Annotated in this window: 32 protein-coding genes; 16 read left to right on the forward strand and 16 right to left on the reverse strand. The window is 42.0% G+C overall.

Translation table 11 applies throughout. The features are described 5' to 3' along the window. Position 1: 1 nt before the first annotated feature. From V7K42_RS10565 to V7K42_RS10610, 10 genes are all read left to right on the forward strand, one after another. Positions 2-373, forward strand: coding sequence for a hypothetical protein (locus V7K42_RS10565; protein ID WP_094330011.1), 372 nt, complete (start codon positions 2-4; stop codon positions 371-373). After that, complete coding sequence (locus tag V7K42_RS10570; protein ID WP_334915924.1) at positions 327-3074, forward strand: hypothetical protein; 2748 nt, start codon at positions 327-329, stop codon at positions 3072-3074. Before V7K42_RS10565 ends, V7K42_RS10570 begins: the two co-directional genes overlap by 47 nt. Before the next feature lie 81 nt (positions 3075-3155). Further along, on the forward strand, positions 3156-3965 hold the full coding sequence (locus tag V7K42_RS10575; protein ID WP_334915926.1) for a hypothetical protein: 810 nt from the start codon (positions 3156-3158) through the stop codon (positions 3963-3965). Between the two features lie 152 nt (positions 3966-4117). Continuing rightward, complete coding sequence (locus tag V7K42_RS10580) at positions 4118-5167, forward strand: hypothetical protein (RefSeq protein WP_334915928.1); 1050 nt, start codon at positions 4118-4120, stop codon at positions 5165-5167. Positions 5168-5280: 113 nt separating this feature from the next. Beyond that, positions 5281-6099, forward strand: coding sequence for a hypothetical protein (locus tag V7K42_RS10585; protein ID WP_334915930.1), 819 nt, complete (start codon positions 5281-5283; stop codon positions 6097-6099). Between the two features lie 56 nt (positions 6100-6155). Beyond that, positions 6156-6860, forward strand: a complete 705-nt coding sequence (locus V7K42_RS10590) for a hypothetical protein (protein WP_334915932.1) — start codon at positions 6156-6158, stop codon at positions 6858-6860. Further along, positions 6857-8470 carry a hypothetical protein gene (locus tag V7K42_RS10595; RefSeq protein ID WP_334915934.1) on the forward strand — a complete coding sequence of 538 codons (1614 nt, stop codon included), beginning with the start codon at positions 6857-6859 and terminating at the stop codon, positions 8468-8470. Before V7K42_RS10590 ends, V7K42_RS10595 begins: the two co-directional genes overlap by 4 nt. 118 nt (positions 8471-8588) lie before the next feature. Beyond that, a complete protein-coding gene (locus tag V7K42_RS10600) occupies positions 8589-9161 on the forward strand; it encodes a hypothetical protein (protein WP_094330018.1) in 573 nt (190 codons plus the stop codon). A 191-nt stretch (positions 9162-9352) separates the two neighbouring features. After that, positions 9353-9592 (forward strand): hypothetical protein, encoded by a 240-nt coding sequence (locus tag V7K42_RS10605; RefSeq protein ID WP_094330019.1) that lies wholly within the window; start codon positions 9353-9355, stop codon positions 9590-9592. Between the two features lie 59 nt (positions 9593-9651). Continuing rightward, complete coding sequence (locus V7K42_RS10610; protein ID WP_334915936.1) at positions 9652-9909, forward strand: hypothetical protein; 258 nt, start codon at positions 9652-9654, stop codon at positions 9907-9909. A 43-nt stretch (positions 9910-9952) separates the two neighbouring features. Here V7K42_RS10610 and plsY read toward each other — a convergent pair whose 3' ends face one another. The 4 genes from plsY to V7K42_RS10630 form a co-directional block, all read right to left on the reverse strand. Further along, the gene (gene plsY, locus V7K42_RS10615; RefSeq protein WP_334915937.1) at positions 9953-10633 is read right to left on the reverse strand and encodes a glycerol-3-phosphate 1-O-acyltransferase PlsY; all 681 of its coding nucleotides are present in this window, start codon (positions 10631-10633) and stop codon (positions 9953-9955) included. Positions 10634-10790: 157 nt separating this feature from the next. Then, a complete protein-coding gene (locus V7K42_RS10620; protein ID WP_334915939.1) occupies positions 10791-12056 on the reverse strand; it encodes a DUF3086 domain-containing protein in 1266 nt (421 codons plus the stop codon). A 242-nt stretch (positions 12057-12298) separates the two neighbouring features. Further along, a complete protein-coding gene (locus V7K42_RS10625) occupies positions 12299-12685 on the reverse strand; it encodes a DUF3119 family protein (RefSeq protein ID WP_334915941.1) in 387 nt (128 codons plus the stop codon). 128 nt (positions 12686-12813) lie between these two features. Then, complete coding sequence (locus V7K42_RS10630) at positions 12814-13611, reverse strand: MlaE family lipid ABC transporter permease subunit (protein WP_334915943.1); 798 nt, start codon at positions 13609-13611, stop codon at positions 12814-12816. A gap of 410 nt (positions 13612-14021) precedes the next feature. Here V7K42_RS10630 and V7K42_RS10635 point away from each other — a divergent pair, with 410 nt between their 5' ends. From V7K42_RS10635 to V7K42_RS10650, 4 genes are all read left to right on the forward strand, one after another. After that, on the forward strand, positions 14022-14318 hold the full coding sequence (locus V7K42_RS10635) for a hypothetical protein (RefSeq protein WP_334915945.1): 297 nt from the start codon (positions 14022-14024) through the stop codon (positions 14316-14318). A gap of 544 nt (positions 14319-14862) precedes the next feature. Then, positions 14863-15684, forward strand: a complete 822-nt coding sequence (sppA, locus tag V7K42_RS10640) for a signal peptide peptidase SppA (protein WP_334915947.1) — start codon at positions 14863-14865, stop codon at positions 15682-15684. Between the two features lie 116 nt (positions 15685-15800). Beyond that, a complete protein-coding gene (gene aroH, locus V7K42_RS10645) occupies positions 15801-16202 on the forward strand; it encodes a chorismate mutase (protein WP_334915949.1) in 402 nt (133 codons plus the stop codon). Positions 16203-16273: 71 nt separating this feature from the next. Beyond that, entirely contained in the window at positions 16274-16825 is a 552-nt protein-coding gene (locus V7K42_RS10650; RefSeq protein ID WP_334915951.1) for an opioid growth factor receptor-related protein, read from the forward strand. A 68-nt stretch (positions 16826-16893) separates the two neighbouring features. On the opposite strand, the gene V7K42_RS10655 is transcribed toward V7K42_RS10650, so the two are convergent. The 3 genes from V7K42_RS10655 to V7K42_RS10665 all read right to left on the reverse strand — a co-directional run bounded on the left by V7K42_RS10655 (position 16894) and on the right by V7K42_RS10665 (position 21655). After that, the gene (locus V7K42_RS10655) at positions 16894-17571 is read right to left on the reverse strand and encodes a polysaccharide deacetylase family protein (protein ID WP_334915953.1); all 678 of its coding nucleotides are present in this window, start codon (positions 17569-17571) and stop codon (positions 16894-16896) included. Positions 17572-17848: 277 nt separating this feature from the next. Continuing rightward, entirely contained in the window at positions 17849-20134 is a 2286-nt protein-coding gene (locus V7K42_RS10660; protein ID WP_442938552.1) for a PhoD-like phosphatase, read from the reverse strand. A 114-nt stretch (positions 20135-20248) separates the two neighbouring features. Beyond that, on the reverse strand, positions 20249-21655 hold the full coding sequence (locus V7K42_RS10665; protein WP_334915956.1) for an IS110 family transposase: 1407 nt from the start codon (positions 21653-21655) through the stop codon (positions 20249-20251). Between the two features lie 160 nt (positions 21656-21815). Between V7K42_RS10665 and V7K42_RS10670 the strand changes: the two genes are divergently transcribed. After that, positions 21816-22010 carry a hypothetical protein gene (locus tag V7K42_RS10670; protein ID WP_334915958.1) on the forward strand — a complete coding sequence of 65 codons (195 nt, stop codon included), beginning with the start codon at positions 21816-21818 and terminating at the stop codon, positions 22008-22010. Here the strand turns inward: V7K42_RS10670 and V7K42_RS10675 are convergent. The 9 genes from V7K42_RS10675 to V7K42_RS10715 form a co-directional block, all read right to left on the reverse strand. Further along, positions 21979-22215, reverse strand: a complete 237-nt coding sequence (locus V7K42_RS10675) for a hypothetical protein (protein WP_334915960.1) — start codon at positions 22213-22215, stop codon at positions 21979-21981. The two genes, V7K42_RS10670 and V7K42_RS10675, sit on opposite strands and share 32 nt — an antisense overlap. Next, positions 22208-22441: a hypothetical protein gene (locus tag V7K42_RS10680; protein WP_334915961.1), complete on the reverse strand. Its 234-nt coding sequence runs from the start codon at positions 22439-22441 to the stop codon at positions 22208-22210. The genes V7K42_RS10675 and V7K42_RS10680 overlap by 8 nt, the downstream gene beginning before the upstream one ends. Further along, entirely contained in the window at positions 22434-23102 is a 669-nt protein-coding gene (locus tag V7K42_RS10685; RefSeq protein ID WP_334915962.1) for a hypothetical protein, read from the reverse strand. Before V7K42_RS10685 ends, V7K42_RS10680 begins: the two co-directional genes overlap by 8 nt. An 88-nt stretch (positions 23103-23190) precedes the next feature. After that, a complete protein-coding gene (locus V7K42_RS10690; RefSeq protein ID WP_334915964.1) occupies positions 23191-24402 on the reverse strand; it encodes a hypothetical protein in 1212 nt (403 codons plus the stop codon). Then, entirely contained in the window at positions 24392-24514 is a 123-nt protein-coding gene (locus V7K42_RS10695) for a hypothetical protein (RefSeq protein ID WP_334915966.1), read from the reverse strand. Before V7K42_RS10695 ends, V7K42_RS10690 begins: the two co-directional genes overlap by 11 nt. After that, positions 24511-24720, reverse strand: coding sequence for a hypothetical protein (locus V7K42_RS10700; protein ID WP_334915968.1), 210 nt, complete (start codon positions 24718-24720; stop codon positions 24511-24513). Before V7K42_RS10700 ends, V7K42_RS10695 begins: the two co-directional genes overlap by 4 nt. Next, positions 24720-24923 carry a hypothetical protein gene (locus V7K42_RS10705; protein ID WP_334915969.1) on the reverse strand — a complete coding sequence of 68 codons (204 nt, stop codon included), beginning with the start codon at positions 24921-24923 and terminating at the stop codon, positions 24720-24722. The genes V7K42_RS10700 and V7K42_RS10705 overlap by 1 nt, the downstream gene beginning before the upstream one ends. A gap of 54 nt (positions 24924-24977) precedes the next feature. Then, a complete protein-coding gene (locus V7K42_RS10710; protein WP_334915971.1) occupies positions 24978-25331 on the reverse strand; it encodes a hypothetical protein in 354 nt (117 codons plus the stop codon). A gap of 161 nt (positions 25332-25492) precedes the next feature. Beyond that, positions 25493-25666: a hypothetical protein gene (locus V7K42_RS10715; protein WP_334915972.1), complete on the reverse strand. Its 174-nt coding sequence runs from the start codon at positions 25664-25666 to the stop codon at positions 25493-25495. A 282-nt stretch (positions 25667-25948) separates the two neighbouring features. On the opposite strand from V7K42_RS10715, the gene V7K42_RS10720 reads away from it, so the two are divergent. Further along, on the forward strand, positions 25949-26200 hold the full coding sequence (locus tag V7K42_RS10720; protein ID WP_334915973.1) for a helix-turn-helix transcriptional regulator: 252 nt from the start codon (positions 25949-25951) through the stop codon (positions 26198-26200). Positions 26201-26222: the final 22 nt, after the last annotated feature.

Genomic DNA, 26222 nt, shown 5'->3' on the forward strand with positions numbered 1-26222 from the left:
AATGTCTCAAGAGCGGGAACAAGAATTTCGTCCAGTTAATCAGGTTCTGGGAAGCCAACCTTCGTTAGGGCCAATTCCTGCCGACCAAATTCTTCCTTGGACGGTAATTGCCCTAGCCTCCTATTTTATTATTAATGGAATTTTTGGAGGTCTTTTCCAAGAAGAATTTCAAAAATGGTTGTGGACAGTACTAATTACTGGTTGGGGAATAGGAACTTGGTGGATTTTAACTGGTGGTAGGAGTTGGAGTTTTTTAAGTAAATTTATTGGCGTTCCCGCTTGGACAAGAGGCTTTGCTCGTTATCAAAGCTTACTGGAAGTTAACCATGAAGCAAAAAATCGGAAAACAAAGCGTCGGCATCGCCGGAAGTGAAAGTAGATTAACACCATTTGAAGATGCCTTACACCTGGCAACAATGCTACGTGTCGCCATGAATGGACGCGATATTGGCGCGTATTTATTGACAAAAGGTACTCAAAAAGACCGATTTTGCTTTGTTTTTGGTTTTGACTGTAGGGGAATTCACACCACCTTAAGACCCGAACAAATCGATACACTTTTTAATAACATTGAAGCTGGATTAAAAGATATCCCTAGCGGTGAAAGAATGACGCTGCATTTGGGATCTTTTAGTTCCGACAAAGAGCGCCAAAAAGAATTAGCATTGCTAATCAGAAATGCGGCATCACGAGATATTAAATATTTGTTGATGGCTGAAAGAGCCAGAGTCAAAGAACTAACTATTTCTGGTGTTCGGAAGCCTAAATTTTTGCGAATTTATGTTACTTACACCATTGAATCTAACTCGCAACATGCGGATGATTGGATAGAGAAGCTCTTAGTCAAAGCTGAATCATGGTGGTTGAAATTCAAAGGTGAACTATCAGAAGTAGAAAACCAGCGGATCGAAACTCTAATCACAAATGCTTACAAGCAGGGTTTTCTGCGCTGGGAACAAATTTTATCTAACCAAATGGGGTTGGATGTCAAACCTTTGACAGCTAATGAACTCTGGAAAGAGGTGTGGAGAAGGTTTAATGATACAGAGCCAATAGATATTCCCCAGTTGATGACTTTAGATGAACAAGGACTGCACGAGCAAGTTAATTCAGATTTAGCTAGTACTAAATTGCTGATAGACAATATCCACGGCACAACTCTGCTGATGGAGTCTAGCGTACCTTGTGCCGACCGTCGCTGGGTTAATGTTAACAATCGTTATATAGGCGCACTATCATTTCTCGAAAAACCGGGAGGTTGGCCAAATAAATCTTCCCAACTGCGTTATTTATGGGAACTGTTGGCCAGAGAAAGAGTAGTAGATACAGAAATTTTTTGTGAGTTGACTGCCGCAAATCCAGCAATGGTGAAAACGACTCTGCAACGAGTGCTGAAGCAGTCAAACATGACGACAATCATGGCTCAAGAAAAAAGTAAAACTATTGATGTCAACGCTCAATTGAAGTTGAAAAAATCGGTGGCGGCACAAGAACAATTATTTGAAGGTGCAGTTCCGATTTATACGAGTATTGCTATTTTGGTACATCGTCCCACTGTCGAAAAATTAGATGAGGCAACAAGGTATATTGAAAACTGTTTTCAACGTCCAGCAAGGATAATTAGAGAAACTGAGTATGCTTGGAAAATTTGGCTCCAAACTCTACCAATAGTTTGGGAAGGTTTGTTAGCTACACCCTTTAACCGTCGCCAGCTATATTTAACAAGTGAAGTTCCCGGATTAATGCCTTTAGTTTTAACTAAACGGGGTGATAAACAAGGTTTTGAATTGATTGCAGAAGAAGGTGGAACACCCGTACATTTAGATTTGTTTAATCAACACAAAAATTTAGCTTTATTTGCTACAACTCGTGCTGGTAAGTCGGTGTTGGTATCAGGGATTTTAACTCAGGCTTTGGCGCATGGCATTCCTGTAGTGGCGTTAGATTTCCCTAAACCTGATGGGACATCAACTTTCACAGACTATACAGAGTTCATGGAGGGGAATGGAGCCTATTTTGATATCTCCAAACAGTCGAATAACTTATTTGAACAGCCAGATTTACGATCGCTAGATCCAGAACAACAACGCGATCGCTTTAACGATTATACCGCCTTTCTAGAATCAGCGTTAATGACAATGGTTTTAGGATCGTCCACTGAAAGTCAAATTTTATCGCAAACCGTGCGATCGCTGCTCAACTTGGCCCTAGAAGCCTTCTTTACAGATGAAGGCATCAAAGAGCGATATCGGCAAGCGATGGCGGGAGGATTTGGCACTCTTGCTTGGCAAAAAACCCCTACCTTAAAAGATTTTCTCTATTTCTGTTCGCCAGAACACTTGCAGCTAGAGTCTTTAAGTGGCAGAGTAGAAGACGCTCTCAGTCAAATTCAACTCCGCTTACGGTTTTGGCTTTCTAGCCGTGTGGGACAAGCTATTTCTGCACCATCTAGCTTTCCTACCGATGCACAACTTTTAGTTTTTGCTCTCAGGAACTTATCAGATAGTGAAGATGCAGCCGTACTATCTCTGAGTGCCTATTCAGCAGCATTACGACGCGCATTAAGTAGTCCAGCTTCTATATTCTTCATTGACGAAGCACCAATTTTATTTGAATTTGAGCAAATTTCCGACTTAGTTGGTAGAATTTGTGCTAACGGCGCCAAAGCCGGCATCAGAGTTATCTTATCAGGACAAGATCCTGACACCATTGCCAAATCTAAAGCTGCATCTAAAATTTTGCAAAACTTGACAACACGATTGATTGGACGCATCCAGCCAGTTGCAGTGGATAGTTTTGCAGACATCTTAAAATATCCCCGTAATATTATTTCTCGTAATGCCTCAGAAAGCTTTTTCCCACGCAAAGAAAGTGTTTATAGCCAATGGCTGTTAGATGATAACGGTATTTATACATTCTGCCGTTATTATCCAGGTTACGAACAATTGGCAGCAGTTGCGAATAACCCATCTGAACAAACTGCGCGGAGCAAAATGATGCAAGTTCACACAGATAAATATGAAGCTATTTCTGCATTTGCACGTCAGTTAGTGGCTAACTTACGTAGTAGTTAATCTAAAAACTTACAAGTAATATTTCAAACCAAATTTCTGATTTACTACTTAATCTCATCTACATTTTTAGGCATAGATTATATGCGAAAAACTACCATTTTTACTCTTACATTGCTATCCCTGGCAATTATACCAGCAATGGCACAAGTTCAGACAGGTGGATTAGGACAGGTTTGGACTGATTTTCAATCATATTCCACAGATTTGCAAAACTATCTTCAATATAATCTGAGCGACACTGTAGAAACACAAAGTCAAAATTCTCTGAATAATACCAGGGGAGAATTGAATATACCTAACCCTGTCGCTGCGGGAAAACAAGTTCGTGATGATTCTACTCTCTACTCCAGATCGGATAAGTTTGAAAATAATGCCGCCGTGCGTGGAAATTTAGTTGGTAATGAATTGAATCGTGTAGTTACCCGTGGAGCAGCAGAAAGCCTTCTTGGTAATAATGGACAGATTCGGTCAAAAGCAAAGTTAGAAAATATTCAACAAGCTATTGAGCGGGTTACAGATGTCAACAATGATAATGATTTAGATAGCGAAATTGATAAATTTAAGCAAAAAGTTCTAGCAGGTCTTAAGAATATCCAAGGAATAATTGATCCTACACAAACAGCAATTGCTGAGGGTTTAGGTACATTACTAGCTGCTAATCAAGAAACACTTAAAATCCAAAAAGAGCAGATAAAAATTGTTGGCGAATCATACGCAAAATCTACGCAATTAGAACAGGCTTTGCAATATTCTAACTTAAATTTGGCCACTATTTCACAACAAACAGAAGAAGCCAATCGCGCTCGGAGAGTAGAAACATCTACAGAAGCGGCACGACTTTTACGAGCTACTTCTCAAATAGATTTGTTTGGAAGAGAAGTTAATAAGTAAAATTTTATGATTCAAAAAATTATGATTTCGTTAGGATGTAACATACATTTAAATCAGCAGTTATAAAACGAGCGAATCTAATTCGCTTAACAAACACCTCCTATCAATAATATTGTTACTCTGCGAATACAAAAAATATAAAATAAATCAAAATGAAACTTGCTATTCAACTAATTTTTGCCCAAGTAGGCATTGATGATGTTCTTGATAATGGTGTCGCAACTTCCCAAAGCATTGCTCAAGGTTGGGATAAACAATGGCTAGATTTATTACAAAATAATACCACTAATAACTTGTATGGAGCTATAACAAACCTGGGTATTTTTTTTGCAGTCGGAACGTTGTTATTTTTTATGCTACAATTCCTGAAAGATTTAATATCCTACGAATATAGCCGTCCAATATCAGCTTTGATTTGGCCTTTTCTAGTGGTAATCCTATTAAGTAATTCAGGTACTGGAAGTATACTTTCTAATTTGACGCTGGGAGTACGGAATTTTTTAAATACTGTGAATCAGCAAGTTGTGGCATCCGCAGATGCAGACAAAATGTATCAGCAAGCACTGAATATGAGTATTGCTGAAGACATAGCCGGTTCTTTGCTGCGTCCTTGTGAATCACTGACTGGCGAACAACAAAGTCAATGCTTTGTCAAAGCTGCTGAAAAAGTAAATGTTCTATGGCAGAAATATAGAGATAATTATGGAAATAAAAGCTGGATAATTAGACTGCAAAATAAGGTAGATAATATTAGATATGGCACTGGCTTTGTATCAGAAGCGTCTTTTAATTCCTTGTTAGGTTCTACAGTCCAAACAAGCATCAAAAACTTTTTAGTTTCCTTACAATATGCGTTTCAAAATTTGATAGAAGCTACTATGTTGCTAATAGCAGCTTTAGGGCCAATAGCTGTAGGTGGATCTTTACTACCTGTAGCTGGGAAACCAATCTTTGCATGGCTAACCGGATTTTTATCTATTGGAATCGCCAAGATTTCATTCAATATTATTGCTGTGCTAACTGCCGCAGTTATTGTCAATGGGCCAGGACAAGATGCTAATGTTGATCCAGACTTAATGTGGTTTATAATTTTTCTGGGAATTTTAGCACCAATTTTATCGTTACTTGTGGCTGCTGCTGGCGGTTTCGCAGTCTTCAGTGCTATTAATAATACGGCTTCTATAGTCAAGGAAAGGATATAAGGAATGGAAAATCCCAAAAGAATAATCTAGTCTTGGCTAGTCTCCTAGCTGCTGAATATATGCAAATTATTATATATAATAGCTGAAGTTTTTTTGGAGGAGGAGATGAGTAAATGGTGCGTTTACTAGAAAAAAAGCAAAGAATAGGAAGTGTTTTGACAGTTTTTGCGATCGCTACCTTCAGTTTACATATATTAGTTTTACTTTTCTTCATATTTCAAGGCATAAATATTCGTCAACTCAGTCTGAGAAAACCTCCCAACTTTGTGCAATTAATAGATGGGAAACCAGTAGCTAATATTGATGATTTAGAAAGAGAACCAGAAGTAATTCGCCGATTCATCAGCAAAACGATGATATCAATGTTTAGCTGGTCTGGAATTTTACCAGCACAAACTATCGAAGAATTTGCCAACCCAAAAGCAGATTTAGGAATTCCGATTAGAACACCCCAAGGCAGTAGCCAAAAAATTAGTACTAGCAGTTGGATAGCTAGTTTTGCCTTATCAGAAGACTTTCGCAAAGGTTTCTTAAGCACAGTTGCAGAAATGACACCGCCAGAAGTTTTCTCTGAAAACCCCAGCCTGGTTATGACATCACAATTAGTTATTAAGCGGGTTTATCCACCAAAACAAATTGCCCCAGGTAAGTGGCGAGTAGGTATGGTAGCTGACTTAATTCAAAAAAAACGAATTGGTGATGCAAAACTAATAACTCCTTTTAATAAAGATTTGCTTGTCCGGGCAACAGATTATTTCGCTAACCCACAAGTCGGCAATAGTACTATTTTGCAAAAAGCTATTTATAGTACCCGATCTGATAAATTAGAAATTTATGAGATTCGTAATTTATGCTTGCTAGATGACTACAATAATTTGAATGAAGAGAGTTTAAAAGAATGCAGAAGTAGAAGTGGTAGCTTCATAAGATAATCAATTTCTAATTTCATTGATAATAGTTAAATTTTAATATAAAAAATAAATTCCTAATGCAGCTACTTAAACCAGAAAATAAAAAAAATAACCCTTTACCAGTCTTAGCAGTAGGAACATTTGGTTTGCATCTGTTTACCTTGCTATTACTAATATTTAACGGGTCTATGTTACAACAGTTAAGTCGGCAACTTACACCTCAAAGTTTAGTACAACTTGTTGATGGTCGCGTTATAACAGTAGACCCACAACAAAATTTAGAGCGACAACCAGAGACGATTCGGCGCTTTGTGGGTGAAACTATGAGCTTAATGCTTACTTGGTCGCAGCAGCAGCCGCCACCAGAGGTCTGGGAAGTTAGTTCCCAACTGGTAGCTGATGATTTTAAACAAAAGCTTAAGTCAGAAATTACTAATTTAAATCCAGATAGCCAATTTGAAACCGTTACTAGAGGAAACGAGAATGTATTAGTAATACAAAAAGTTTCACAACCTACCAAAATAGGCGATGGAAAGTGGAAAGTGGAGATCCTCGCCAATCAATTAATCTTTAACGGTTATGATAAGTTGGGAAAATCAGTTTCCTTTAATAAACAAATTCTAGTTAAAGCTATAGATGAACCAGCAACTTCACTACCAAATGCAGCACTACCATTGCACTTCGCAGCTTACCGCCTCGGTGAAGCTAGGTTAGAAATTTATAATGTCTGTGAAATTCAAGATAAAAATTGTTCTGGGAATCCCAACCAAGTTCTACCATGACTAGATATTCAATTCCCGCAGAAACTCCTCCACAAAATCTATTTACTCTAACTACCGACGATCGCCAAATAGAATCTGTCGAATCTTTTGATTGGGAATCGCGGATGGCAAGGTTGGTGGGCTTTGAAGAAGAATCTTCTTCTGGCTATACCGAAGTTTCAGAAGACTCTGCAACGCCGCAAGAAGCGCTTTCTCAACCACAAGAAGTTCAAACGAAGGAACCTCTTTCATCTAACCCTTTTGCAAAATTAGGTTTAGTGGGGGCTGGTACCTTAGCTGTAGTTTTGGTGGCTGGTTTGTTTTTGTCTCAGTTGATGAACACTAGCAGTCAAAAACCAAAAAATATTGTTTCTCCCCAAGCGCGATCGCAGCCAATTAATGAATCTAGCTCTCAACAGCTAGCAAGCGAAGTAGATACTCTTAAAACGAAATTGGCTCTAACTGAACAAGCAGAGTTAGTGAAAGCCGCCCAACAAAATCTCAGAATGGCAAAACCAACGCCTACAGTAGCCGTACAACCAGAACCGTTAGTTTCTTCCAGAGGTAGACAGAGAGTGATACCAACATCCCCACCAATAGCTTACGTGCCTCGGACAGTCACAGTCGAGCGCATCGTTAAAGTGCCTGTTTCTCAACCTTTGCCAATAGCCCAGCTACCAGTTGTGAAGCCAGAGACTCAACCCGTAGTCATTACAACTTCACCACCGCCACCAAGCCCACTTGAAGAATGGGCAAAGTTAGCAAAATTAGGTAGCTACGGTCAAGTAAATGTCACCGATCAACCTAGTAATGTTGCAGCTACTTATGCACCTCCAAATGATAGCCAGGTGCAACGACAGCCGCCAAACCCCAATCCCGAACAAACTCCACAACCAGAAACTCCTGCTCCTGTGGTTAGTCAAGCGCAACAGCAGGGACAGAAATCTGTAGCAGTAGGAACCAGCGCCAAGGCTGTTTTGGCAACCGCAATATTTGGAGAAACTACTAAGTCAAGTAATGGGAATGACGCAGGTGAAGGGAAAAATGTCTTTGTGATCCGATTGAAAGAACCGCTAAAATCTACCGATGGTGCGATCGCTCTACCTGCAAACACCGAATTCTTAACTGAAGTTCGTTCCCTTTCCGAACAAGGTTTTTTACAGATGAATGTAGTAAAAGTTGTCTCGCAAAATAATGGCAACCTTACAGAAAGAAGCTTACCCACCAATGCAATTATTATTCGCGGTACCCAAGGTAAACCTTTAATCGCAAATAAATTTCCCAGTCAAAGTTCGTCCATAGCATCAATGGATGCAGGACTATTCGTTTTGGGAGGTATTAGCAAAGCCGCAGAGTTAATAAATCGCAGTGACACCGAACTCCAACCACTTATTTCAACAGTTACCAACGCCGATGGCACTACCAGCAGCAGCAGCCAACTTACAACTGTGACTACCAACAGACGCAACCTTGCAGCTGGTGTTGTAGAAGGTGGTTTGAACTCTGTAGTACCCCAAATTGCCCAACGCAATCAACAGGCGATCGCCCAAATGTCACAACAAACAAATGTTTGGTTTTTGCCAGCCGGTACAAATATTGAAATATACGTTAACCAAGTAACCCAATTTTAGGAGCTAGAATTTATACCAATTTTAGATTGTTGATTGGGTAATGGTAATTGGTAATAGTTTTCTTTCTATCTGCATTGTCTCCACTTGTTTTATCTACCAATGTCCTCCATTTGCAACGATGAAAAAGAATACTAACTTGTCAGGAAATACGCTAAATAATTCTTATTTCCTACCAATAGCTTCCTTAATTTTCTCGGTTGCTATATTGTTATTGGCAGGTCGGGCTGTAGCTAATAACGCCGTTCTGCGTTCCATCTTTTCCTGCCAAGCGCAAGGCTTAGGCGGACTAATACCTACAATTGATGTTTCGTATCAACAAGGAACAAACTTAAGCTTTATTCCGGCTGGAGAAGTAATTAAAAAAGTTTGGTTAAACGATCCATCACAGGTAACTATGGATTTTGATGGGCCAGTGTGTATGCAGTTTGGTTCCAAACCTGATAATAGTGCAGGAGATTGTAAAAACTCAGCAGCGAATGTCATTCAACTCAGACGAATTAAAAAACTGGATATTCCTGGGCTTCCAACCACTAGCAATACACTTTTAACAGTTGTTACTGAAGCGCAAGGGAAAAATAAGTTGTATACTTTTCGAGTGATGTATGGAACAGATAACCCTGAATATCACACTTTAGCTGTTTTTCCCGATCCTTCTGGTAAAGAAGCCTCTTGTGTCAGAGTTTCACAATAAACTTTTAGTAAAATTACCCTACAGGGCGACGGAAATCACTCCATAACAAGCGCTTGATAAACGCTAGAATTTAAATGTATTGGCTTAATCAGCCGTTCCCAGCCGCCATCTTTATAAATCTTCAGATAAAAGATAACCACAAATTCTAAATCTGTGTAAATATAAAGAAAAGCTTAAGAGGTTACAGACTCATGGTGACTGCTAAAATGATGCAACAGCTTTGGACTGTAATCGAGTCTACCCAGGTCAACACCCTGCTCCATTTTGACGATGCAGCTTTAGTACAATTGCTCCTCCAGCAGTTAAAAGCAAAGCAGGTAATTGATGCCCAGGCAGATAGCAGCCTCAATACTTATATAAAATCTAAACTGCCTCTTATTCGTGATACGGCTGAAGGTCGGTTATCCTTCGGGCAAGGCGGCAATCATTAGCACGAGAAATCGATTGCTCACTGCCAAGCATACGCTCAGAGTTCAAACAGTTGAATATTATGAATCACTGGCTAGTAATTGCCCTAGTAGCTTATCTCATTGGAGCAGCAATTGAAGGGGTAACTACAGCCAGTCAGCTATCTCGTTCAGTACCAGAACTAGCTAAAAGTACACAAGATCGCCCTTCAGAATCTCCCACTGACCCTAGTTCAAGTTGGCGAGTTTTGGCTGCCGTCGCCTCAGTAAGTATTTGTGGAGCTTTTTTCTGGCCTTGCCGCCTTATCCACCGTTTAATTAAAGGGAACGTTCATTCCTAAGCTTAAACCTGGCTGAACAAAAAATATATTTACAGGTGGTAAATTAAGCTATTTGTTCTGGTTCCGTCGCTACATTTTGCCCAATTTTTGGCTCAGTACCAGCAAACAGTCGTTCAATATTAGTGCGATGGCGCAAAATCACATACAATCCGCCGGCAATCCCAAACAGAATATAGGGTAACGGCTGATGCAAAAATACCATGAAAATGGAAACTGCGATCGCACCTGCAATTGAACTCAAAGAGACAATCCGCGATATCGCCACAACAACGGCAAACACACCGGCTGTTGCTAAACCTACCTGCCAACTCATAGCCAACAAAATCCCCAAGCTGATAGCAACAGATTTACCACCCGTAAAGCCCAAAAAAATCGATTTACTATGTCCCAAGATGGCAGCTAACCCAGCTAAAGTTACGATCCACGGTTGCCACAGTTGTACATCTACCCTTGGGGGGATAAAATTTTGACTTGAGGCAAAATTGAATAACCAGTAAACTAGAGCGATCGCTAATACTCCCTTTAAGGAATCAAGTACTAAAACGAATGCTCCTGGCCCTTTCCCCAAGGTTCTTAGCACATTAGTTGCGCCAGTGGAACCCGAACCAATTTGCCGAATATCAATACCCTTTAACTGCTTCACAGCAATGTATCCAGTGGGAAAAGAACCCAAAAGGTAAGCTATAAGTACAATTACGCCGCACAGAGTTAACCAGATAGCCATAATAAAATTTAAAAATCTAGAGAAATACCTCTTAATACCCTTTCTTTTTGAAAATGCGCCTATAGCAATTAAACAAAACTACATACTAGAGAGGCAATTCCTGAATTGCCCCTATGTAAATACAGTCAAGCATAGAATTGGTATGACCAATGACTAATTAAAAATCATCATCATAGTTTCTCACGGTTTTGGGATCGGGAGCAAAAGCTAACCACAAAGGAAATTGCAGTAGGGACAAACTGATTTGCTCCTCAGAGTCGTCAATGATAATTAAAGGCAATTGATTGGCTTTCGTCAATCGGTCTGCTTTCTGAGCCAGAGCATCAGATGCCTCAAATAATACCACGCCTCGGTCTGGGCCGAAATCTGGGCGACCGATTCCCAGACAGTCTTGCAAGCCGCGCCGCCATTCACCTAATCGCTCTGGTGTATTAGCTAAGACTAAAGTACGAATGCGATCGCCATACAGCTTGTGTAATATCGAAATTGCAGATGAGGCAATCAGAATATTTTGTAAGCGGCTGCCCATTGTCCGCAAACCACCCCGTCCCCCTTGGGTAAAAAACCAGTTAGAAACTCGTTCTGCGTGGATTGGTTCAAAGGTACGGCGTAGTTGCCATGCTGGGCCGTAGTAATCAGGTTTATTGCGGTATTGGTCAATTAGGCGGCGAATTTGCTTTGTAGTATCTTGAAACTGCTGTTGGGCAAATTGCGGTATTCCAGGTTGGGGTTCAACTGGTTTAGCCTCTTTTACAGATGGTTTTTCTCGTTCCACCACAGTTGGTGTTAATTGCAACTGTTCAGCTGCAACAGCCAAATCCTGTAAGCTACCCGTGAGATAGTCTTTAAAACCCTGTACCCGAATTGCTAAGTCTTGGGATGTACCAGCAAAAGTGGTTCGCATCTCGTTGCGGATACGTTCTTGACGACGTTCTAGTTGTTCTACAGAAATTTGTAGGGTTTGTTTGCGTTGTTCTAACTGCACCAGCGACTCTTGCACGAGTCGTCCCAGTGAAGTTTGAGTTTCACTCACTTGTACCTGAAGGTTTTTGTAAAAAGCTTGCAGCTTGGCTATTTCTTCTTTTAGGGCTACTTCAGCGCTCTGCAACTCTGCCACTCGCTGCTCTGCTTCTGCATATAATAAAGATCCTATTTCTGACCCCAGTGCGGTATTTTCTGGTTCCGACTGCGCCACAAACTCGCCATTTGAATTTTCTGTTAGCTCTACTGTAGTATCTACCACTTCTGCATTGGAGATGAGTGGCTCAAAAGTTGCGTAGTCTTCTGATGAGCTAACGCCTCCTGTTTCTCCCACTGACTCAACAGATGGATTGACTGGATGTTCAACTGCATTGTTCTGTTCTTGTATTTCTGCCAACCGCTCATCAATTGGTTCTGGGGTTTGAGATGCCTCTGGGTTCATAAACAATAGTGTAATTCCTATGACGCGAATAAATAGCTTTCAGAAATATTACAATTGACCGGCTATAAAAGTCGTGAGTAATGAGTGCTGAGTTATGAGTTTAGATCGAAACGACTCAGCACAGATGAGACTCATACCAGTTCTTTATAAAGCTGCATAAAATCAACTTTAGTAATATTTGGGGATTTTGCCCCAATTTCGGGATAAACCTCAGATTTAATCAGTATCAGCACTAAATACGACTAAATACGCGGGCAACGTTGTTCTAAGCAAGTTTTCAAGGTGTTAGGGTCAAACAAAATCGGCAAAAAGTGAATACTTTTAATTTCTTTAAAGTAAAACAGGATAGGGACTCCATTCCAGAAAATCCGCCAGTTTTGCCATTCCTGGTAAGGAAAGCGCCGAATTAATTTTTCGCCTCTGTAAATATCTAAGTCGGTGACGGTAAATTGCAAACGCAGCGTTAACGCCTGAAACATGAGAAACAAACCAAATAGTGTGAAAATGGAGCCTACCCACGGTTGTACCAACAGTAGGGGAATAGCAGTAATTACCAACACTATAGGTATGTTGTAACTAGGCTTTAGTTCCACAGTTGATGTGGAGTTAGGAGCAAATGAACTGGTCACAGTCTTAAATCCTGCTTTATTTAGTAGGCATATCTCCTATTTTAGGAGTCAGGAACTAAGAGTGAGGAATTCGGAGTTTTAACTCATAACTCTTAACTCCTGCACAGACGCGATTAATCGCGTCTCTCTTATAAGCCTTTCAAGAATGCACTGCCAAGCCCTTGAAACATTAACCAAGAAAGAAAGAAGTTGCTAACAAATATAATCAGTAAGGCAGTCACAACAGCAGTTGTGGTTGACTGTCCTACACCTTTGGCTCCTCCTGTTGTCGTCAACCCCCAACTGCAACCAATTACGGCGATTAAAATTCCAAAGCAACACGCCTTAATCATCGCACTCAAAATATCCCAGATGCCAAGAAAGTTACGGGCTGAGTCTATAAATACCGTATCAGATAGGTTGTAGACATTTGTAGCAATTAGAAATCCTCCGAACATCCCTGTTACCAAAGATAAGAGGGTTAAAATTGGTAGCATCAAACAGCAAGCAAGAACGCGGGGAATAACCAGGTAATCGATTGGATCTGTTTTTAACATCAACATGGCATCGATTTGTTCTGTGACTCGCATGGTACCGATTTCGGCTGCAAAGGCAGAACCGACTCGTCCCGCCAAAACCACTGCTGTCAACACAGGAGAGAGTTCTCGTGTCAACGCTACAGAAAGCACTCCGCCGATAATGTTTCCTGCGCCAAAGTTGATAAATTCCCGCGCCACCTGAATGGTAAACACCGCGCCGACGAAAATAGCCGTCAATAGGGCAATAAATAGGGAATCGGGCCCAACTGCTGCCATTTGTTCCAAGGTGTTGCGCCGATGGATTTTGCCTCTCAATAGGTGAACTAGGACTTGCCCACCCAGAAAAATCGCCGCCAGCAATCGCTGACTCCATTCTCCTAAACTGGATTTGGATGTAGTCTGGTTCAATGTTCTGTAGCTAACTCGGTAACTGCCTTAAGAATAGCGGAAGTCATTGGGATAGGGAATGGGGGATTGGGGATTGGGGATTGATTATTTCTCCTTCCTGCCTCTTACTCACAATGGGGGTGATTATTAACTTAGATTAAAGATGCTCTCAGAAAATGAAGCTGTTACTAAAGGTACCGCAAGCCAATAATATAGGTGTTAACTTAGTTTTAACCTTGATTTTGCAAGGCTTTTGGAGATTTAATTCATTTTATTATATCCCCAGCACGTGCTGTAACTAATAGCCGTTTATTTTAATTAAAACTTAAGATTCTTGACAGATTGTCTGCTTAGGAGCGATCGCACGTATTGTAGAAAATGACAAACCGCTATCTAGCTATTGTCATCTCTACTCACGGAGTTTGTCGTAAATGACTATTTTCATTAACTTTCTCCGCTCTTTACTACTCACAATCATTTTTAGTTTTGTCGCTCCCATCTTCCTCGTTGGCGGCGGACTGCTGTTTCTATCCCTCATTGGTTCCTTTCCAGGTTTACAAGACTTAACAGAGGCGATCGCTACTCAGATTATGCACTTTCTTGCCACCTTTGGCAGTGGAACTCCCCTCCGGGGATTATTTGTGATTAGCTTGACCTGTAGTTTCGTTGGGGCGCTGTTTGATACGTATGTTTGCTATCGGTATCAAATTTTACGGATAGATTCCTGAAGAGTGTAAATAGCTTCGTCAGGTATTCATGGCCTGTACAACAGAGGAAAAATTGATATTTTCCAAAGTGAAAGTACTACTGGTCTTAACCTAAATAGGGATTAGTGTTGCTGAATGAATTTTTATTAATTAAATTGAATACCGAAATTATTAAATTAAATACTTATTGTTAATTAGTTATTAGTTATTAATTACTGAGGATTTTTGCATGGGCGCGATCGCAGTAAAACAATCCTAAAACAGTCAAAAAGCTAGTATAGTAAGGGCTTTGAAACTTTGAATTATGCAAAACAGCTAAAATAGTCTGTGCTAAACCACCATGTTGGACGCTAAACTAGAGTTTGGCATTTTGTATTGACTGCAATTTTTCAGGAATTTATTAATATTCATCGAGAATATCAAATAAAACTCACTGCAAAAGATAAAAACTTCCTTAAAATCCTGATGAGCAAAATGCCTGCTCATGTTTCTTAACAGAGCAAAGGAGGTCGTCTGACCTTTGGGGATCTTATATTAAGTTTATTACGAGGTATGTTTACAGCTCATGGTTTGGCCGTTTAAGCCCAAGTTTAGAAAACAAATTGCGCGGATTGAAATTACTGGTGCGATCGCCGGTGCTACTCGCAAACGCGTCCTAGAAGCACTGAAAACTGTAGAAGAAAAGAAGTTTCCGGCATTATTGCTACGTATTGACAGCCCTGGCGGTACAGTCGGAGATTCTCAAGAAATCTACAGTGCCCTGAAGCGTCTGCGCGAAAAAATTAAAATCGTCGCAAGCTTTGGCAATATTTCGGCTTCTGGAGGTGTCTACATCGGTATGGGAGCGGAACACATCGTCGCTAACCCAGGGACAATTACGGGTAGTATTGGTGTGATTTTGCGCGGAAATAATTTGGAACGCTTGCTAGAAAAAATTGGTGTTTCCTTCCAGGTAATTAAGTCTGGGCCTTATAAAGACATTTTGGCTTTTGACCGGCAGCTGACTCAACCAGAAGAAAACATCCTGCAAGAGTTGATTGACACAAGTTATCAACAGTTTGTCCAAACGGTAGCTGATGGCCGTTCTTTAACAGTAGAAGCTGTGAAAAGTTTCGCTGATGGTCGGATTTTTACTGGACAGCAAGCCCTAGAATTGGGTGTTGTAGACCGCCTGGGCACAGAAGAAGATGCCCGTCGCTGGACAGCAGAATTAGTCGGACTCGATCCAGAAAAAACTCTCTGCTATACCCTAGAAGAACGTAAACCCTTATTGAGTCGTCTTCTACCAGGGAGTCGTCAGGTTTCATCAGGAATTCGAGCTGGTATTGATTGGCTTGAATTTGAAATGTCTACTAGTGGTTTACCGTTGTGGTTATATCGGCCATAAATGGTTATTTGTCATTGGTCATTTGTCCTTTGTCCTTTGTTCAGAGTCAAATAACCAATGACCAATAGACCAATGACCAATGACTAATTAAGGAGGATTTTGGCGTGGAGTGGCAAATGCGGGCTATTCGTGGAGCAACAACTGCTTCAGAAAATACTGTTGAGGCAATTCGAGAGGTGGTGACAGAACTACTAGATGAATTGGAAAACCGGAATCAATTCCAGCCGACGGATATGATTAGTGTGACTTTCTCTGTGACACGTGATTTGGATGCGATTTTTCCAGCTGCGATCGCCAGAGCGCGACCAGGTTGGGATAATGTGGCTATGTTGGATGTGCAACAAATGCACGTTGAAGGTAGCTTACAGCGCTGTATTCGGTTCTTAATTCACGCTTATCTGCCAGCCTCCGCCTCAATTCATCATATCTATTTACGCAATGCCGCTAGCTTGCGTCCCGACTGGAATTTGCCTCAGCCTTTACAAGCATCACACCCAGCAGTTAAGTCAAAAGTGTAAATTATTTCAGAAAATTCATGTAAAAAACTACAAAATTATCTGCTGATGTTGATTTGTGAAGGTGGTTTGCAATGAATCATGAAAAACATCTCACTGCAATACTTGTTCCATTCTATTTAGGAGAACAAAAAGATTCACAAGGTCGCACGATTCAAGAGATGTGGGCTTGGGATTTTGAAGAATTAGAGTGTGCCCACGATTACATTCAGTGGTTGTTTCCTTTGCTTGAGCGAAGTGCATTCAATCCTGATGCACCCATCGTTGATGAGGAAGTAATTCAAGTATTTCAAAATAACCCCCACCTCCGTCAAAATTTGCTGCACTCCTTGACAGTTATGCTTCAGTTTTATGGGTTGCAACGCCACGAAAGTAATGACGGAAAAATAGTTGTCAGCCAATCAGAAGACTATCAAAATCGCAAACGCGAATGGGTCTGTATATTTAACCACAATTATCTTCGCATCACCTGGATATTAAAGTGCTTAATCACATTCGGGTTGGAGAATGAAGCCGAAGCATTTTATGAATGTTTGCGGCAAATCTACCGTGAAGATAGCGATCGCATTGGAGGTGAAACATTTCAGTATTGGACAAATGCAGTGAAACCTAATACAACAATGTAACAATCTCGTTGGATGCCGATGGGATTGAAACTGCTGGCTAACACTAAAAGCCTACAAATATCAACACTTTAGTTAGTCTTAGCTTGATGCCAAAGAGTATCAACAGTCACAAACTCATAGCCTTGTTGTAGCAGTCGCGGAATGAGAATGTGAATTATGGCAGCAACATCTTCTCCACCGCAAACACCATCATGCAAGACAATCAGCGAACCATTTTTTACCTGCTGCATAACTCGCTCTACCACAGTGTTGACACCTGGCCGCACCCAGTCTTCTGGGACAACGCTCCACATGACTGGGCGATAATTCCACTGAAAAAATAATTTTAAACTAGCAGGTGTAAAAAAACCATTTGGGGGGCGGACATCTCGCACTTGTTCGGGTTGTAGATTGCAAGCATTGTAGATAGCAGCTTGGGTTTTTTCTAAACTGTCCTTCAAGTCATTTGGGGAAAGTAGGGGAAAAGAGCGATGATCGTAGCCATGCAATCCGATCCAGTGGCCGCTACCGCTAACGGCTTTAGCGATCGCTGGTGAACGGTTGACGCAAACACCCAACCAAAAAAAACTAGCTGTAATCTGGTAGCGGTCTAACACTGCCAAAACTTGGGGTGTGTATTGAGGATGTGGCCCATCATCAAAGGTTAGTGCGATCGCTTTAGTATGAGGATTTCCACGCCAAAGGCAATTGGGAAAACTCGGTTGGAGAATACGATAGACAATTGGGAACAAGGGAGCTAGTTGCATTTGCGTTTATCTGCTACTGACAACTTTTTGTAGATGTTGCTTGCGAATTGTTTCGAGATTGCTTAGTTGTGCTAATGCGGGTAATTTATATTTCTTGTAACTCAGATTTTAACCTCCAAAGTCAAATGTTCATCCCTTGGAAGACCGCATCTCTGTGTGTTTGTGCTAATGTTGCACTAATTGGGGTCGTAGACATAGAAATCACTCTCCAGTAAGTTTCTCAAATCTAGAGTGCCCAGATATACAACATAAATTTTCATTCATAAAATAAAGCTGGTTATTCTAATAAAGACTGATTAGGTGTTAACTCGCTCTCAAAACGGCTATAAACGACTTGGGTTGGATACCAAGAAGAAAACCAGTACAAATCTTGAATAACTTTGTCAGAATTACTCGCATCTGCAAACTCAAAATGAACCAGAGCTAAATTATTCAATCCAACTACTTCTCGCCCGTCTTGAAACCAACGAAATTTCCAAAACATCAGGGATTGTAACCATTTCCATTTAGCATTCTCGGCTCGTTTCCAGGGAGCTACCAATGGTGATATATCTGCTCCAAAGCGAGAAGTCTGAACGCTGTTTCGAGGTATCCACTCCAGCACACAATGCCAGTCAGAGTTAGTCAGCATCTGGCGATTATGGTGTAATTGTTTTGCAGAAACTTCTACCATATTGGGTGGATGAATCCACCCGATCCAATGTCGCACCTTTTCTGGTAGCAGCCAATCTTTCAATCGTGTATGAATTAGCCGCGTCAAAGTTTCTTCATTCTTCAATGCACTAGCGGTTAACTGCACTAAGACAGACTGCAATTTGGAATGGGTGCGTGTATAAGACAAGTGAGCAACAGAACTGTAATGGATATCTCCAGAGAGAATAACTATTTGTTGACGTTCTTCAAACAAGGTGATTAGAAATTTCGCCAGTGCCCTCATATTAATGTTCCAAGCATCTCCGACATCAGTTGAAAAAACTTTCTCTTGTTTTAAGTTCCAATGGTGAATCCAATCAACGACTTGCATTCCAAATACATTCGTGGGTGCAATCACAAATGTATTTTGAATCTGAGTTTCTTCAACTACTTGTTGTAAAGGTAAAACTAGTTGTTGCTCAAAGGCTTGCGGAGACAACAGCATCGGCGGCGCGATTGGTTTTTGATCGGCTGGATAACCGCGCCAAGTGCGTGTATCTAGCACAATTACTTCATGGCAATCGCTCCTGACTATATAGTGCCAAGTGAGTGCTTCCGGATCTCGATCCAGAATAAATACCGCACCGTCTCGGACTAAAATAGGTAAGCCTGTAGCGGGATCGTTGGCTGGCATCCCGACATAACGAGCGATCGCTTCATCAGCCTTTGCATCCATCCCAAGGGAAGCTGACCAAGCTTGTGCAGCCGTCAACAGCTTTTCACCGGCTTTACCCTTTGCAAATTGCTCTGGTGTATTGCCCCACCCTTGAAATACCGTGTAAGCTAACAAGGCATTTTGGACTATTCTTCGCCCCAAGGGACGACCCAGCACTCGCAAACACCAAGCTTGGTTTAAGTTCCAGTCATCACTAACATCATGGTCATCAAAGATAGTGTACGTGGGAATATTAGCAAGGGCGCGACGCACTTTCCAAAGCGTATAGATGAATTGCCGTAAATGCCAGACCGCTTGGTTCCAGTCTTTGATAGCATGGCGATCGCGCGTTACTTGATGTCCTTGGGGAAATGTAGTCGGCCAGCACACTGGCGACCAAGCTAGTAAATAAGTAGCGTAATATTCACCCAGGCTGAACAGATGACTGTTAACTTTTTCCGATTTATTATGTAATCCTGCGGTCAAACCAGCTTGATTTGTGGCAACATCAGTCCGCTCTCCAGGGGGTAGCTGCTGGGGGGTGCAGTAAACTCCATTTACTGGCAGTTGTTCTTCCCAACCCAACAGGGCATCACCCAGACTAGTGGCAACCCACAGCGATGGATCTGCTACATCATCACCGTAAATTTGATCTCCAGTGAGGAACAGCTGATGAGGGCGATGTTGGGGTTGATTAGCTGAAGCCTCAATCAAACTGTCAAGAATCGGCAGTGCATCAAACCCATGACCATGAGGTTTACGGCAGGAAGCATGGACAATTTGCAAATCTTGAAGACGGTTTGGCGGCAGAACAAAGGTTGGTTTCTGATGCTCAAAGTAGCTGATGCTGACTGTAGGAGAAGAATTTGAGCATAATGCTTGTTGCATTTGCCGGGTTTGGTCAGCAAGCGTAAACTGGAGGTCGTATGCATAGATGTAACCTCCTGTTAGGCGATACCCAATTGGAGATCGAGCCGTTATAGCAACTACATGAAGATTTTTACCTAGAGCAAAGCTCGATCGTTCTGCCTCCAACAAGCAATTTCCTAGCGCTTCACCATCATTTGTTGTTTCATAAACCTTGAGTTCTACTTGACAAGACTGTTTTAGAGCCACCCATACTGTCACTGACTCTGGTTCAGTATGTTTTAGAATTGGCCCCGCCAAAATTAGCGGCAGTTGTTGTAAAAACTCGTCCCCAGCTTGATACTTCACTCTAGTAATTATCCTTTGTCCACTCAAACTAAAATTCATTAAGCAAGAGTCATTCCCTTTTTGCGACATTTTAACTGTCCAGTGAACTATCTATACTGCTCACTGGACAGTTAATTAATTTTGCTGGTTTGCGTTCGCCCTTGGCGTTGGCGCAGCTATCGCTCTAGATAACTCTCTAAATAATAGATTCGCTACCTTAGACATCAGCTTATTTTGTAAGTGCTTGCCGTTGAGTAGCTGTTTACCAGAACCATCAACATTTTTTTTGAGCGTTTCTTTGTAATCAGCAATTTCCCTCCCTATAAGATTATCAGGCAACCGTCCATCGACTTCGATCTTAGTGATCACGTGCTGCCAGAAGTTCATTCGACATAGAGCGCTGCCGGCTCCTTTTTCAACTAATTTGTCCCCAGACTGCTCTAAGACAGTTCCCATGCCTAGCCTGAGCTTGAAAGCGTCTCTTGAACGGTTGCGCTTGACTCGCTTGACATCACCAGGGAGAAATTTCACCACAGATTTACCATTCTCGCGGCTAACTTGTTTTTTCTTTACCTCCCGGATTTCTCGTTCAATCAGTTGTTTACCATTACTCAGAAAAGCTTCAAAGGGGTAAATTCGGCTGAGTAAGCGAGCGCGAATCCTAAGACCAAAAGCAAATTGGTCAAAAATCAAGTTGTAAATTAAGAAAAGCTCATCATTGACCAGCGACTTGAGATTTGTTTCTAGTCGCTGCTCCTCGATGTCGATGTCACACAACCAATCGGCATGAAGGCGAACAGTCGGATCTATGGCTAACCCAAATTGCACCGCCGCCGATTGCTGGTACTTCTTGGATATGGATTTGTAACTTTGTGGGTGTACCTCTAATTCCCTTTCGGCCAACCAGCCCCAAAGCGGCGGAACGTTACCCAATTTAGTACTTTCAGTTTTACTGTGTGCTTTTTCTGGGAATTGCCACGCTAGGATCTGGCGAGTGTAGTTAATAATCGGTGATTGAACACGGTTTAGGTGTTCAAGTTGCTGAACCAGTTCTCGCACTTGGTCAATTAGCTCTGGACGGTGCATTAGAAATTGACGTGGGTTAAGTTCACCAGACTCTAAATAGTTTTCCTGATCTACAGCGTAGGCAGCCATAGCTAAAGCATCGGCCTCATCAGATTTATTAGGTAGATTCTTTCCACCGCGATAGCGGCGTAACTCAATGTGACCAACCCAGAGTATATTTATTCCTAAGCTTTCCAGAATTCTCGCCCATAACCTAGAATAATGATTTCCTGTCGGTTCAAGGATTGCCACATCAGGTTTATTCTGGGTTACATAATCAGCAAAATCAAAAGCTGATTTCTGCTTGCTTTTGCGCTTGGGACTAGAGTAAAAAGTTGGGAATAAAGTGTTAGCTTTAGTTCTGCTTTTTTGCCAGTAGGTCTTCAATCCACCTATAGGATATTGTGTTAAAATATGGCAAGTTACGCTTGACTTACTAACATCAACTCCCAAGGATATAATAGATTTAATTGTCATGGTTCGGCTGATTAATCGGGGTTTTTTGACATTCGTGTTGCTACCACGAATTATTTAAAAGCCCAGTTTGTACGCTTGAATCCCCTAACACCCCACCAAAAGAGGGGCGCGATTCACTCTTAACGCTGGGTTTAACCCGGTAGTTCTAGAGAAGGTGCGCTTGAAGTATCCAACACCCCACTTTTGGGTGTGCGATTCATTGCTAACGCCCCATTCTCTAGAAACAGTGGGACGGGTGCTTTGGACACAACCCGCAACGGTGGCATCGTTTCCACCGTTTCGGCTACTGTGTCAGGTAGCCCACGCTGTTAGCGCGATCGCAATTACGATTCATCAGGCGGTTTTAAATCTTTAATAGAATCAACTATTTCCTGGATTTCTCGACTAGATAATTCTCTGTATTGCTTACTAGCTATTCCACTTACATATTCTTTCCATGCTTTTATTTCTTCCCCTGTTAGTTTGGCAAGAAATTGTATAGCTACTCCCATAGCTAAAGTGTTTAGTACAAATACATCCTTGGGTACAAGAACAAATTTATCAAGTGATTCCTTAGTCATGGTCATCGGAATAATCTGTTAAATGGTTTTCGATAAGTTCTTCTAGTTGTTCTAAGGCTGGCTCAAGTATTTGCTTAAGCTTTTCATCCGTTGTGTTGTCTGCCAGTTCTTCACCAGAGATAAACTTCACTCCAGCGTTAATTTTATTTTTGATAGCCTCTAATAATTGCCAGACTTCGTAATAGTCCCAATCTGGATCTGGTTGGGAAATATTCAAATTATTCATAAATTTCGTCCTCATCAAATTCGTCGTAACCAACTAATGAATATGAGTTTTCGGGGTCAACTTGATTGAGAACATCAGTCATTGCTCGACCACTCAAAACTTCAAACACTGAGTAGCTACGACTAGCGATCGCAAATTCAATCTTCCTCATCTTTAGAGCTTGCTCCAGTTCTGGAGTTCTCAAGCGTGGGTCAACATCCTCAATAGAGTTAATCGGCGGCGGCACTTCATCCCCTTCAATCCAGCGATCGCGCTGGCTGTTATAAAATTCTGTGTATGCACGAGTACTCGGTGGCTGTGGTGCAGTTTCAAAAAAATCCGCCAGTTCCTTTTGCCTTTGGATACCTTCGTCGCCGCATTCCATAGAGTCAACCCACTGATGCTTCATAGCAAAGCCACCAACGCCGACTGCCCCAGATGCAACTTCAGTTGGATCAGCACCAGAACTGTCAGCAATAAGTTGAGCTATGGCGATAGATTGAATGCTACTGAGGCGTTCCAAATCAATAATCCACAGAGCTAGTTGTTCCCCGTCAGTTGTTTTGACTCGCTCCATTGGGAAAGGGTCACGCACGGGTATGCGTCCCCCTGTAAAGAGTTTTAAGATTGACTCGTAAGGATTGCCGGGTTTGAGTTTCACCCAAGTATCATGTTTAGTCATAGCAAAAATGTGATATTTTTTACTTGTACAAGTTTGAAGTGTTGGGAAAAAGCGATCGCACTTCTCCCAAAGCGCGATCGCAATTCAATTACCCCCCGAACTGTTTTCTAAGTCGCTCCAGCAGCGCTGCCCCCTCCCCATAGCGCTTGCCAGTGAAGCCAAGGACTTCCGTCACGATCGCACTATCACTTTTTCCACCTCCCAGGCGTTGAATTAGCCGCCAAAGTACCCGGTCATTCTCGGAACAATTTTCCTCCAAATCCGCTCTCGAAGCGGGTTTAAGGTCATTTTTAGCCTGTTTTTCGGGGTTGATCGCGAAGTCAACGTAAGGTTGTACTATGGTCGAACCACCGCGAACTGTTGCGGCTTTCATCTCCCTGTATGGAGGGAGTTTCAAGGGCTGATCGTCAAGTAAACAGTGTGACTGGTCAGTTTTTAACCAGTTAATAAGCTGCTCATTTTTCAATGATTTGGCGTGGGCTATCGCCTTTTTACCGAGGCGAATACGGTAGAAAGCATCAGCTAAATCGCTCTTACCGTCTAGTCCCCAGGCGGCTACTCGGTCATATTGGCTGAGAAGAACAGCAAAACGTCGGGCTTTACGTCCCCTCCTGGCGTGACGTTCTAGCCATTCGCCGGAACTTGACACTTTTGATACCAGTTCGGGGTACTCTTCCGCGATCATGACTCGTTCAGTTCCAGCCAAAGCACCATCACCGCGTTCGTTCCGTAGCTTTAGCTGGTTGCTTAAATCGTCTAGATCCTCAGCCATACCGCGCTCAATTGCGGCCCAATTTTCGCCTTTACCAATTACCTCAAGCCCTTGCCAGTCGGTCGGTGTACCTTCACACTCGTAGACGCGAACCCGTCCGCCCACTGTGTAGGCTAGGTATTGGGCTAGGGTTGATTTGCCAGTACCCATCTCGCCGATGATCATTACCTGTTTACCCTCAATGGCGGCGATGATATCGGTGATGATTTCCAGTGGTTCCTCAATTACCGCAGCGCTGGCTTCAATGACTTGAGACATGGGAACACCAGCATAAGGCAAGGCATCGTAAACCTTCAGGAGTTTTTTGATGGCGTTCTCGGTAGCTTGGGTGATGGTAATACCCAATTTCAGGGCAGCAGTGACACCATAAAGACTAAACAGCCCAAGGGAAAAGGCTACACGCCCTATTCCCCATGCACAATAACGTCCAAGGGTTTTGGCATTGGGTAAATGCATCTCTACCCAGGTGTGGGCTGTGGTGGATCTTGGGGGCGCTGCAACTTTGATATCTATTAGATCATTTGCCATATTGCACCTCAATTTTTAAGTAAAAAGGATGCTGAGTTTGCTGTTTACAAAGTGCAATGATGCCGATGATTAGCGCTGAAGCAATGAGAATCAGAATGAAAATTTGATTCATCCTTTCACCTCAATTTCAGGGATTTCAGGAACCGTAAGTGTTGGTGGATCAACTTCACAACTTAGGTAATCAAGCGCTGTTTGAGCATCACCTAGAGTCAGGTCTGGGTAATATCCTTTGGCTACAAGTAGTTTGTAGTCTGGATGAATAGCTATTTCATCCATTAGCTGTGTGGCTTGATTAATTAGTTTGATCAGTGGTGTCATCAGCCGATCCTCTTATACATGAAGGAATTGCTAGCAGAACCTTCACCGGCTACCAGTTCATCGTCTGGGGTATCGGCTATGATGTCAGCCCAGCCTGTTTTATCGTTGTTGCGGATGTTATTTTCTGCGATCGCACCCAGCCCAGGACGGGCCGATTCAAATTCGTCAACTACTTTCTGTTCTTTGGGTTTTAGTGGTTTCATGGTAAGTTTTGATTAGCTAGTAGACGATTCAATCGTCTTTTAACAAGCTCCAGGTCAAGACTGGGGCTTGTTTTGATTTGGATGATTTGACAAGGAGACTCGAAAACAGACACCGCCGCCAACCATGATCACCTCACGATCTGCAAGGCGAACAGCTTTGCTACGGCTGACTTTCATTAGGGGAAATGAACCATCTGCTGAAAGACTAAACATTTCATAATTCTTCAGGGAGTCCCATTGAACCCCTGTCCTGTCAGCCAAACCTGAATAATCGACTGAATTCATATCTGCAATCGCGGCGGCAGCTTGTAAAATTGGCAAGTTGCGTTTGCGCTTGTCTTTCTTTGGCTTTTCTTCGGCGCTTAGTGGTGTTTTAGTGCCATTGCTAATGGCTTCTAGTATTTCCATAGTGATTGCATATTAGGGTTATGGTGAGTTTTAATCATGCTCAAGCAGCACTTAAATAGGTCTTAAGTGACGGTTAAATCGGTGTTAGAGGTGTTTAACTACTGCTTTAGCAGTCAGGTCATTTTGGTCAAAAGCTTGTTATCACTGAGTTTTAGCACTTTTTAGTTTCCCTCCTCCCCGTCTTCGGTTTCACCGATCACTATTTCTACGGTGTTAATCACAGATTGGTAATCAACGATCGCAAATTCAGTATCGTCAACATCTCTTATGACTACTACCGTCTCAAGAGGATAATGCTTCAGGTTTTCGATCAGTTCTCGGATTGTGGTTGGCATGTTGGTTCATGGGTAAGTTTGTTTCATGTAAAGGGTGTTTCCGCTCCGGGCAATGGTGCGGGTGCTTTCTCCGGTTTGACCACGCAAGGTCTAGGCGTGGGGGAGCGAGATCACAGAAGCTTTACTTCTGAGTGAGAGACTGAAAAAAGACCAATCAAATAACGCACTTTTCCGAAGCCAGTTAGCTTGGCTGGTCTTTTGTTGTCTATACAAGTCTCATTATGAGGCTTCATTGTTGCTTATGTCAACAAGAGGCTTCATAATGAGATACGAACGGGTAAGATGAACGCAAAAAGCAAACGACAGAAACAGGAGAGTGATTCACCATTGGACGCTCTAAGGATAGAACGAACCGATTTAAACCAAGATGAACTCGCTATGCGTTGCGGTATTCCTAGAGCCACCTACCAAAGATGGATCTCAGGAAAGACCGAAGCCCGGCTCACCGTATCTCAATTTAAAAAGTTATGCCATGAACTAAAGATTGAGCGAGTTAACGAGTTACCCGAACATTTTGGGCCCCAGTCCAAGTAACAAAGTTACGAAAATCTAAAAA

The organism is Nostoc sp., from assembly GCF_036917455.1.
Lineage (GTDB): Bacteria > Cyanobacteriota > Cyanobacteriia > Cyanobacteriales > Nostocaceae > Nostoc.

Bases quoted from the DNA above. Each gene is read 5' to 3' on its own strand.
- V7K42_RS10665 (WP_334915956.1), bottom strand. From the start codon at position 21,655: ATGACAATTAAATCTATTATATCCTTGGGAGTTGATGTTAGTAAGTCA.
- V7K42_RS10585 (WP_334915930.1), top strand. From the start codon at position 5,281: ATGGTGCGTTTACTAGAAAAAAAGCAAAGAATAGGAAGTGTTTTGACA.
- V7K42_RS10610 (WP_334915936.1), top strand. From the start codon at position 9,652: ATGAATCACTGGCTAGTAATTGCCCTAGTAGCTTATCTCATTGGAGCA.
- V7K42_RS10600 (WP_094330018.1), top strand. From the start codon at position 8,589: ATGAAAAAGAATACTAACTTGTCAGGAAATACGCTAAATAATTCTTAT.
- V7K42_RS10695 (WP_334915966.1), bottom strand. From the start codon at position 24,514: ATGAATCAAATTTTCATTCTGATTCTCATTGCTTCAGCGCTAATCATC.
- V7K42_RS10650 (WP_334915951.1), top strand. From the start codon at position 16,274: ATGAATCATGAAAAACATCTCACTGCAATACTTGTTCCATTCTATTTA.
- V7K42_RS10565 (WP_094330011.1), top strand. From the start codon at position 2: ATGTCTCAAGAGCGGGAACAAGAATTTCGTCCAGTTAATCAGGTTCTG.
- V7K42_RS10655 (WP_334915953.1), bottom strand. From the start codon at position 17,571: ATGCAACTAGCTCCCTTGTTCCCAATTGTCTATCGTATTCTCCAACCG.
- V7K42_RS10595 (WP_334915934.1), top strand. From the start codon at position 6,857: ATGACTAGATATTCAATTCCCGCAGAAACTCCTCCACAAAATCTATTT.
- V7K42_RS10720 (WP_334915973.1), top strand. From the start codon at position 25,949: ATGAACGCAAAAAGCAAACGACAGAAACAGGAGAGTGATTCACCATTG.
- sppA (WP_334915947.1), top strand. From the start codon at position 14,863: ATGGTTTGGCCGTTTAAGCCCAAGTTTAGAAAACAAATTGCGCGGATT.
- V7K42_RS10580 (WP_334915928.1), top strand. From the start codon at position 4,118: ATGAAACTTGCTATTCAACTAATTTTTGCCCAAGTAGGCATTGATGAT.
- V7K42_RS10620 (WP_334915939.1), bottom strand. From the start codon at position 12,056: ATGAACCCAGAGGCATCTCAAACCCCAGAACCAATTGATGAGCGGTTG.
- V7K42_RS10575 (WP_334915926.1), top strand. From the start codon at position 3,156: ATGCGAAAAACTACCATTTTTACTCTTACATTGCTATCCCTGGCAATT.
- V7K42_RS10710 (WP_334915971.1), bottom strand. From the start codon at position 25,331: ATGGAAATACTAGAAGCCATTAGCAATGGCACTAAAACACCACTAAGC.
- V7K42_RS10635 (WP_334915945.1), top strand. From the start codon at position 14,022: ATGACTATTTTCATTAACTTTCTCCGCTCTTTACTACTCACAATCATT.
- V7K42_RS10690 (WP_334915964.1), bottom strand. From the start codon at position 24,402: ATGGCAAATGATCTAATAGATATCAAAGTTGCAGCGCCCCCAAGATCC.
- V7K42_RS10715 (WP_334915972.1), bottom strand. From the start codon at position 25,666: ATGCCAACCACAATCCGAGAACTGATCGAAAACCTGAAGCATTATCCT.
- aroH (WP_334915949.1), top strand. From the start codon at position 15,801: ATGCGGGCTATTCGTGGAGCAACAACTGCTTCAGAAAATACTGTTGAG.
- V7K42_RS10680 (WP_334915961.1), bottom strand. From the start codon at position 22,441: ATGAATAATTTGAATATTTCCCAACCAGATCCAGATTGGGACTATTAC.
- V7K42_RS10605 (WP_094330019.1), top strand. From the start codon at position 9,353: ATGGTGACTGCTAAAATGATGCAACAGCTTTGGACTGTAATCGAGTCT.
- V7K42_RS10570 (WP_334915924.1), top strand. From the start codon at position 327: ATGAAGCAAAAAATCGGAAAACAAAGCGTCGGCATCGCCGGAAGTGAA.
- V7K42_RS10590 (WP_334915932.1), top strand. From the start codon at position 6,156: ATGCAGCTACTTAAACCAGAAAATAAAAAAAATAACCCTTTACCAGTC.
- V7K42_RS10700 (WP_334915968.1), bottom strand. From the start codon at position 24,720: ATGACACCACTGATCAAACTAATTAATCAAGCCACACAGCTAATGGAT.
- plsY (WP_334915937.1), bottom strand. From the start codon at position 10,633: ATGGCTATCTGGTTAACTCTGTGCGGCGTAATTGTACTTATAGCTTAC.
- V7K42_RS10685 (WP_334915962.1), bottom strand. From the start codon at position 23,102: ATGACTAAACATGATACTTGGGTGAAACTCAAACCCGGCAATCCTTAC.
- V7K42_RS10675 (WP_334915960.1), bottom strand. From the start codon at position 22,215: ATGACTAAGGAATCACTTGATAAATTTGTTCTTGTACCCAAGGATGTA.
- V7K42_RS10705 (WP_334915969.1), bottom strand. From the start codon at position 24,923: ATGAAACCACTAAAACCCAAAGAACAGAAAGTAGTTGACGAATTTGAA.